Source organism: Hymenobacter miniatus (assembly GCF_016427455.1).
Taxonomy (GTDB): Bacteria; Bacteroidota; Bacteroidia; order Cytophagales; family Hymenobacteraceae; genus Hymenobacter; species Hymenobacter armeniacus.
Map to the genome: position 1 here is coordinate 109,682 of NZ_JAELXR010000015.1, position 8,258 is coordinate 117,939.

At 66.1% G+C, this 8,258-nt stretch carries 7 protein-coding genes; 5 read left to right on the forward strand and 2 right to left on the reverse strand.

All coding sequences use genetic code 11. The features are described 5' to 3' along the window. The first annotated feature begins 46 nt into the window (after positions 1-46). The 4 genes from JAO73_RS19520 to JAO73_RS19535 all read left to right on the forward strand — a co-directional run bounded on the left by JAO73_RS19520 (position 47) and on the right by JAO73_RS19535 (position 4,247). Positions 47-1,336, forward strand: a complete 1,290-nt coding sequence (locus JAO73_RS19520) for a chloride channel protein (protein WP_317191251.1) — start codon at positions 47-49, stop codon at positions 1,334-1,336. A gap of 96 nt (positions 1,337-1,432) precedes the next feature. After that, complete coding sequence (locus JAO73_RS19525) at positions 1,433-1,990, forward strand: RNA polymerase sigma factor (protein WP_233169296.1); 558 nt, start codon at positions 1,433-1,435, stop codon at positions 1,988-1,990. Between the two features lie 7 nt (positions 1,991-1,997). Then, complete coding sequence (locus JAO73_RS19530; RefSeq protein ID WP_198978954.1) at positions 1,998-3,059, forward strand: hypothetical protein; 1,062 nt, start codon at positions 1,998-2,000, stop codon at positions 3,057-3,059. A 24-nt stretch (positions 3,060-3,083) separates the two neighbouring features. Next, entirely contained in the window at positions 3,084-4,247 is a 1,164-nt protein-coding gene (locus JAO73_RS19535) for a porin family protein (protein ID WP_198978955.1), read from the forward strand. Positions 4,248-4,342: 95 nt separating this feature from the next. Here the strand turns inward: JAO73_RS19535 and JAO73_RS19540 are convergent, their stop codons facing one another. Further along, positions 4,343-5,098 (reverse strand): RNA methyltransferase, encoded by a 756-nt coding sequence (locus tag JAO73_RS19540; RefSeq protein WP_198978956.1) that lies wholly within the window; start codon positions 5,096-5,098, stop codon positions 4,343-4,345. Between JAO73_RS19540 and tamL the strand changes: the two genes are divergently transcribed. Beyond that, positions 5,089-7,722 carry a translocation and assembly module lipoprotein TamL gene (gene tamL / locus JAO73_RS19545; RefSeq protein WP_198978957.1) on the forward strand — a complete coding sequence of 878 codons (2,634 nt, stop codon included), beginning with the start codon at positions 5,089-5,091 and terminating at the stop codon, positions 7,720-7,722. The two genes, JAO73_RS19540 and tamL, sit on opposite strands and share 10 nt — an antisense overlap. A 115-nt stretch (positions 7,723-7,837) precedes the next feature. Here the strand turns inward: tamL and JAO73_RS19550 are convergent. Then, on the reverse strand, positions 7,838-8,258 hold a 421-nt coding region (locus JAO73_RS19550; RefSeq protein ID WP_317191252.1), incomplete at its 5' end, for a transketolase C-terminal domain-containing protein.

Below are 8,258 nucleotides of genomic sequence, written 5' to 3' on the forward strand. Positions count from 1 at the left end.
GACGGCCCCGCAGGCCGGGCCAACCAGCTCATCTTACGTTCGCGCCGTGCCGCCTCGCATTTCTTTTTCCGATTTTTTCTTTCCCCGCTTTCACACATGGGGCACCGCTTCCGCGGCGCTGTATCTGCTGCGCTGGCTGTTGATTAGCGCCGTGGTGGGTGCGCTGGCGGGCACGGCCTCGGCCGGCTTTCTGGTGGCGCTGGACTGGGTGACGCACTGGCGCGAAGCCCACGCCTGGGCGCTGACCCTGCTGCCCGTGGCCGGACTCGTTATCGGCCTGGCCTACCATTACTACGGCGAGCGGGCCGGCCGCGGCAACAATCTGATTCTGGACGAAATCCATCGGCCCAGCCAGACGCTGCCGCTGCGCATGGTGCCGCTGGTGCTGGGCGGCACGCTGCTCACGCACCTGGCGGGCGGCTCGGCGGGCCGCGAGGGCACGGCGGTGCAAATGGGTGGCGCCCTGGCCGACCAACTGCGCCGCTGGCTGCGGCCCCGCGACCGGCGCCTGCTGCTGGTGGCGGGCATGAGCGCGGGCTTCGCCTCGGTGTTTGGCACGCCGCTGGCGGGCGCGGTATTTGGACTGGAAGTTTTTTTGCTGGGCTCCATTCGGTACGAGGCGCTGGTGCCCAGCTTCCTGGCCGCCGTGGTGGCCGATGCCGTGACCCGGGCCTGGGGCGTGGGCCACACGCCATACCCCGAGCTGCCAGCGCTGGCGCTCACGCCGCTAGGGCTGGGGTGCACGCTGCTGGTGGGGGTCCTGTGTGGGTTGGTGGCGCGGCTGTTTGGCGGCATTACGCACGCTCTGGGGCGCTGGTTTGCGGTCATTGCTTACCCGCCGCTGCGGCCGGTGGTGGGCGGCGTGGTGCTGGCGCTGCTGCTGTGGGGCCTGGGCACCAACCGGTTTAGCGGGCTGGGCATTCCGGTGATAGTTGAGGCTTTCCGGCACCCGCTCCCGCCCACCGACTGGGCCTTGAAGCTGGCCCTGACGGCACTCACGCTGGGCTGCGGCTTCAAGGGCGGCGAGGTGACGCCGCTGTTTTTCATTGGTGCGGCGCTGGGCAGCGCGCTGGCGGTGGTGCTGCCGCTGCCGGTGGCGCTGCTGGCGGCCATGGGCTTTGTGGGCGTGTTTGCAGGGGCGGCCAATACCCCGCTGGCCTGCACCCTCATGGGGATGGAGCTGTTCGGGGCGAAGGCCGGCGTGTACCTAGGGCTGACGTGCGTGGTGGCTTACCTGCTTTCGGGCCACCACGGCATCTACACCGCGCAGGTGGTGGGCCAGGCCAAGCACCCGCGCCTGGGCCGCCAGCAGGGTCGGCGCCTGGGCGACTTATAGCGGCGCGACGAAGCGGGCATAATATTTTTACCAGGCCAGGCAACCCTGGCCTCGCTTTCGGCATCTGCCGCGCTAACTCACCATCCTTTCTGCGTTTTGCCCACCCTTACCGTGAACGAAGCCGAACTCATCGCTGCCTGCGTGCGCGGCGAGCACCGGGCCCAGCGCCAGCTCTACGACCGGCTGGCCGGCCTCATGCTCACCGTGTGCCGCCGCTACCTCAAGCGCCGCGAAGACGCCGAGGAAGCCCTCATCCTGGGGTTTGCCAAGATGTTCCGGGCCCTGCCCACCTACCGGTTCGAGGGCAGCTTCGAGGGCTGGGTGCGCCGCATCATGGCAAACGAGGCGCTGATGCAGCTGCGCCAGCGCGAGATGATGACGGTGTCGTTTGAAGACTTTGCCCAACCCGAAAACCTGGCCACTACCGCCGCCACCGCCGACACCCAACTGCAGGCCGAAGACCTGATGGAGCTGCTCACCACCCTGCCCACGGGCTACCGCACCGTCTTCAACCTCTACGCCCTGGAAGGCTACGGCCACCAGGAAATTGCCGAGCTGCTGGGTATCAGCGAAGGCACCAGCAAATCGCAGCTGAGCAAGGCCCGCGCCATGCTGCAGCGGCGGGTTCAGTTTTCTGCCATCGCCAGCAACTAATAGACCTATGTTTCCCGAAGATATTGACGACTTATTCCGCGAGAAGCTCGACGGCCACGCCACGCCGCCGGCCGACGACCTGTGGGCCCGCCTGCAGGCCGCTGCCCCCGCCGAGCCCGCCGCCCCGGCGCCCGACGCTCGCCTCGACGAGCTGTTTCGGCAGCGGCTGAGCGCCCACGCCACCCCGCCCCGGCGCGAGCTGTGGGAGCGCCTCGAGGACGAGCACCTGCGGCCCCGCAATCGCCGCGCCGCCGCGTGGTGGCCCATGGCCCTGGCAGCCGCTGTGGCGCTGCTCTTGGTGGTGGGTGGCACAAAGCTGTGGTTGGGCTCTCCCGCCGGCACCCCGGCCACCGGCACCGTTGCGTCGCAGAATTCGGCCGGGCCGGCTGCTTCCCAGCAAGCCCAGACCACTGCTTCGAGCTTGCCACAGGGCGCGGGCGTGGCGGAACGAGCCGAAAAAACGGCCTCCATCGCGGCCACGACACCGGTTGAGCAGTCGGAAAATATTCTGGCTGAATCTGTGCAAAAAAATGCAACCCTCCGGGCAACCCGCTCTTCCCACATCGCATCTACCGCACCAAAGGCCGGACAGGCAGCTTCCGAGCAGTCGCCCCGCCACTTGACAGGACCCGCCCGGCGGCTGGACGCAGCCCCCGAACAAGCCCCCCTCGTGGCCCACGCAGCTACTCGCCCCACTGCCCAGCCGGCCCCGGCCATCGCTGCTGACGAGCGGCGGCAGGCCCCGGACCCGGCCCCGGTAGTGGCCGCCCAAACCTTGCCCGCCACCACGCCGGAAATCGTCCCCGTGGGAACCCACGAGCTGATAACGGTGGACGTGCGCACCGGCGATGCCTCAACGGCCCGGCTGGCCCAAACCAGCACCTCGGCCGTGGCATCGAGCGAGGCGCCCGCCGCCCGCCGCCGCCTCGGCGGCCGCCTGCTCCAACAAGCCGGCAACCTGGTGCGGGGCGAGCGGGTGAGCCTGGCCGAAGTGGCCGGCCTGCCCGAAAACCTGACCGTGCGGGCCACGGTGGCGGGCCGCACCGTCAGCAAATCCATTCAATTGTAATTCACCCTTCTTCATTTAAAAATCATGCAACGCGCTTTTCTCCCCTTTTTTCTGCTGCTTTCCGGACTCACCGCGGGCCTGAACGAGGCCCGCGCCACCCGCCTGGCCGTGCCCGCCACGGTGCAAGACACCATTGTGATGCGCCTGCCCAACCGCGCCACCCTCACCCTCACGGTGCGCGACGCGGCCCAGCTGCGCCAGCTCAAAAACTACCACCTCGACTCGCTCACCACCCGCCTGGCCACCTACATCACGCAGGCCGAGGCCGCCGCCAAGGCCGGCACCACCAACCAAGTGACGATGCGCTTCTACCCCGACAAAGACCAGCCCGGCCAGAACCTGCCCGAGGAAATCCGCATCACGGCCCACAAGCCCGGCACCGACGGCACCAAAGGCCCCACCAAAACGCAGGTGTACCTCAACAAGAAGTTCGGCATCACCACCTACAACGACGGCGACGGCAAAAACTCCATCAGCATCGGCACCAACGGCTCATCGAGCGTGAAGACCAAAGCCGATTCGGCCAAGCGCGGCGACCGCCGCGACCGCCACACGGTGGATTTGCGCTTCGACATCGGGCTCAACAGCTTCGTTAATTCCTCGGCCAATAGCGTGAGCTCCGGGGCTCCTTCGCTCAGCCGCTGGGGCTGGGGCATGGGCTACACCTCCATTGGCCTCGACTACGTGCAGCCCATTGCCTACAGCAAGCGCGCCAAGCTGGCGCTCACCCTCGGCCCCGAATTCACGACCAACCGCTTCCTGCTGCGCGGCAACGACCAGTGGGTAAAAACCAACACCGCCACCTTCACCGAGCGCGCCCCCGACGCCAAGCAAATCGACGAGTCGCGGCTCACCATCAATACCCTGAGCCTGCCCGTGATGCTGCGCCTGAAGCTGCGCAACAAAGACGACCGGCGCACGCTTTCGGCCGGCATCGGCGGCTTTGCCGGCTACCGCGTTGGTGGCAATATCACCACCGAATACAAGCTGGCCGGCAGCGACAACAAGCACGAAGACAAGCTGCGCGGCGACCTGAACCTGAACGAATGGCAATACGGCCTGCAGGGCGAAATCGGCTTCCACGCCCTGCGCCTTTTCGCCCGCTACAACCTCAACGAGGTGTTTGAGGACGCCAAAGGCCCCCAGACCCACGCCCTCAGCTTTGGCCTGCGCGTGCTGGGCTTCTAGGCAGCTTTACCCAGCCAAAGCAACGCGCCCCCGGAATTGCTCCGGGGGCGCGTTGCTTTGGGGCTTGATGGGAAACCTGGCAATGCACGCCCGGCCTACTGGCCCCGGAAAAAATTATCCAAGAGAATGGCCGCCGAAATGGCCACGTTGAGGCTTTCGGCCTGGCCGCCGGGGCCGCGCGGGATGTGCAGCCGCCGCGTAAGGGCCGCCGCCACGTCCGGCGTGAGGCCGTGCGACTCGCTCCCCATCACGAGCACGCCGGCGGGCCGCAGCGCGAGACGGTGCACGTTGTCGCCGGTCAGGTCGGCGCCGAAAATGCCCACTTCGGGCGGCAGCGTGGGCAGCCAGGCGCCTAGGTCGCGCTCCCACACCGGCACGCGGGCAAAGGCGCCCATGGTGGCGGCCACGGTTTTGGGAGCGTAGGCGTCGGCGCAGCCGGGGCTGAGCACCACGCCGGGCAGGCCGTACCAGTCGGCCAGGCGCAGCAGCGTGCCAAGGTTGCCGGGGTCGCGCACTTCGTCGAGGGCCAGCAACAAAGCCCCCGCCGGCAGCGTTGGAGGCAGCGGCGGCTCGGTGGGCAGGCGGGCCACGGCCAGGGCGGTGGTGTTGTTGGCCAGGGTGCCTAGCTGGGTAAGCTCGTGCTCGGACACCACGGTGAGCAGCCGGGCCGGCAGCAGGGCACGGTTTTGGGAAGCAAATTCGGCGGTGGCCAGCAGGTGTTCGGTTTCCAGGCCAGAACTTAGCAGTTCCAACACGCTTTTGCCTCCCTCCACCAGAAACGCGCCGTGGCGTTGCCGGTACTTTTTTTGGTGCAGCGACTGCACGTATTTGCCTAGTGCTTTTGAAACCATTGTTGTCGACCTATTCTTCAAAGCTACGGGCCGGGCGCCGACTGGGGCCGCTGCTGCTGGCCCTGCTGGTGGCCTGTTCGCCGTTTAAACTGCTGCGGCCGGGCCAGCGCCTGCTGAGCCGCGTCGAGATAAAAGGCGTGGAGCAGGCCGACAAAGAACGGCTCAAGTCCCTGGCCCAGCAAAAGCCCAACACCCGGTTTCCGCCCAAGCTGGCCATCTACCAGCTGGGTTACAACTTCTACGACTCGGTGCGCATCAAAAACAAGCTGCACGAGATTCAAACCACCTACGCCGCGCGCATGAAGGCCGCCGGCACCGACTCGGCCGAGCTGGGCAAGCTGCTGGCCCGCCGCGAGCGCAAGGTGAACCGCAAGCAGCTGGCGCTCGACAAAGGCAACGCCATCATGCGCCTGGGCGAGGCGCCCGTGGTCTACGACACGGCCCTCACCCGCCGCAGCGTGGAGCAGATGACCACTTTTTTGCACTCGCAGGGCTTCTTCCGGGCCAAAGTCTCGGCCACCGACACGGCCCGCTACCGGCGCGGCATTTTGCTGCGCGCCTTGGGCGGGCTGCACAAAGGCAGTTCCGATTCGCTGGACGTGAGCAAGCGCTACCGCCGGGTCACGGTGACGTACAACATCACCGAAAACCAGCCCTTCCTCTACCGCTTGCAGCCGCCCAGCATCCCCGATTCGGGGGTGGCGGCCGTGGTGCGCCAGGGCCAGGGTGCCACGCTGCTCCACGAAAACGAGCGGTTCAACGAAGAGCAGATTGGCTTGGAGCGCACCCGCCTCGAAACCCTGCTCAAAAACGCCGGCTACTTCGATTTTCGCCAGCAATACATCACGCTGGAAGCCGACACGAGCTACGAGAAGTTCACGGTGCGCCTGCGCACGTTTATCGCCAACCCCGGCCCCGGGCTGGGCCACCGTGTGTACCGGGTGCGCCAAGTGCGCTTTGTGACCGATGCCGGCGTGGGCCGCACCCTGCGCAGCGCCACCGGCGACACCCTGCGCCGGGCCGGCACCGCGGGCGCCCTGCGCGTGCGCCCCAGCCTGGGCCTGCGCACCGACACCACCGTGACCGACTCCATCCGCTTTGCGGCCTACGACCAGCAGTTCAGCACCAGCCTGCTGGCCCGCAAGGTGCTGGTGCGCCCCGGCCAGAAGTACAGCCTGCTGCGCACCCAGCAAACCCAGCGCCTGCTCTCCGACCTGGACATGTTTCGTTTCAGCACGGTGAGCTACCGCAAAGTGGCCGACCCGCCCGCCGCCGACAGCGCCGGACTGCACCCCAGCACCGGCGAGCTGACGGCGGTGATAAATGCCTCGCCGGCCCCCAAATACGCCATCAACGACGAGTTTGGGGCCACTTTTGTGGCCAACAAAACCGGGCCCTTTCTCAACGTGCGCCTCAAAACCCGCAATCCGTTTGGCGGCGCCGAGGTGCTCGAATTTGGCGTACGGGCGGGCCTGGAGGGGCAGCTGGTGCGCATTGCCGAAGGCAGCGGCACGGTGCCGCAGTCGGTGTTCACGCGGCAGTTGGGCGCCACGGCGTCGCTGATTTTGCCGCAGTTTCTGGTGCCCTTCCGCACCAACCACTTCCTGACGGAATACAACCCCAAAACGCGCTTCACCCTGTCGGAAACCTACGTGGACCGGCCCGAATACACGCGCTCCAACTTCGAGTTTGCGCTGGACTACATCTGGCAGCGGTCGGCGTATCATCAGTACGTGTTTTCGCCGGTGATAATGACGCTGGTGAACACACCCTTTATCAGCGATGCCTTCGCCTTGCGGCTGGAGCAGTTAAAAGTCGACGAGGGGTCGTCGCTCTATCGCTCCTTCAATAAGCAGATTGAGCCCAGCTTCAGCTTCACCTCTCTCTACAATTCCAACGACTTCAACCAGACGCGCGACTCCCGCTACCTGCGGCTTTTTGGCGAATTGGGCGGCCTCACCCGTGGCCTGTACCGCACCACGCTCTACGAGGCCACCAACCTGAACGTGTACGACTTCGCCCGCATCAGCGTCGACTACCGACGTTACTACCGCCTCTCGCCTCAGACCTACTTCGTATGGCGGCTCAATGGCGGCGCGGTGCACGCCCTCAGCAAAACCGACGGCGAATACGTGGTGCCCTACGACAAGTCGTTTTTTGCGGGCGGCTCCACCAGCCTGCGGGCCTGGCAGCCGCGCCGCCTGGGGCCGGGCGGCTACACGCCCCGCCTTTCCAACGGCACGCGCGACTACCTCACCGAACAGCCCGGCGAGTTGTTGCTCGAAGGCAGCGCCGAGTACCGCTTTCCCATCTACGGCTTTGTGAAAGGAGCCGTATTCACGGACTTTGGCAACGTATGGGGCCTGCAGGAGCAGCGCAAGGATGATTCCGACGAATACATCCGCGAAAATGCCCAGTTCCAACTCAATAAATTCTACCGCCAGATTGCCTTGGACACGGGCATCGGCATCCGATTCGACTTTACTTTCCTCATCCTGCGCCTCGACCTGGCCACCAAAATTTACGACCCCACCGCTCCCGCCGGGCAAACCTGGGCCCTACGCAACTTCAACAAAAGCGCCAACCCGATTGCCTTCAACCTCGGCATTGGCTACCCCTTTTAAGCGGGGCGGCCGCATACCCGGCTGTAGGCACAACGAAGCATTTGGTGCCCATACAATAGTAAAAAGCCCCGGTACTGCGCAGTGCCGGGGCTTTTTGCTTCAGGGGGGGCATAGACTAATAGGCCAGCAGCTCGGCAATGGCCGCGGCAACTTTTTCCGCGCTGGGCAGCATCTGGCGCTCCAGCTCCACGTTAAGGGCGATGGCGGGCAGATTCGCTGCGCCCAAGGTGAACACCGGGGCGTCCAGCGCCTCGAAGCAGTGGCGCTGGATGCGGCCGGCCAGGCTCTCGGCAAAGCTGTTGAGCAAGGGCTCCTCGGTCAGCACCAGCACTTTGCCGTGGCGGCGGGTGGCGGCGGTTACGGCTTCGAAATCGAGCGGGTTGAGGGTGCGCAGGTCCAGAATTTCGAGTTGGCCGGGGAACTCGCGGCTGGCGGTTTTGGCCCAGTGCACGCCCATGCCGTAGGTCACGACCAGAGCCGTTTCGCCGCGGCGCAGCTTCTCGGCGTCGGCCGCCTGCGCCACGGCGGCCTGGCCC

What these genes read in the sequence shown, in the direction of transcription:
- JAO73_RS19530 (WP_198978954.1), top strand. Translation starts at nt 1,998, where the DNA reads ATGTTTCCCGAAGATATTGACGACTTATTCCGCGAGAAGCTCGACGGC.
- JAO73_RS19535 (WP_198978955.1), top strand. Translation starts at nt 3,084, where the DNA reads ATGCAACGCGCTTTTCTCCCCTTTTTTCTGCTGCTTTCCGGACTCACC.
- JAO73_RS19540 (WP_198978956.1), bottom strand. Translation starts at nt 5,098, where the DNA reads ATGGTTTCAAAAGCACTAGGCAAATACGTGCAGTCGCTGCACCAAAAA.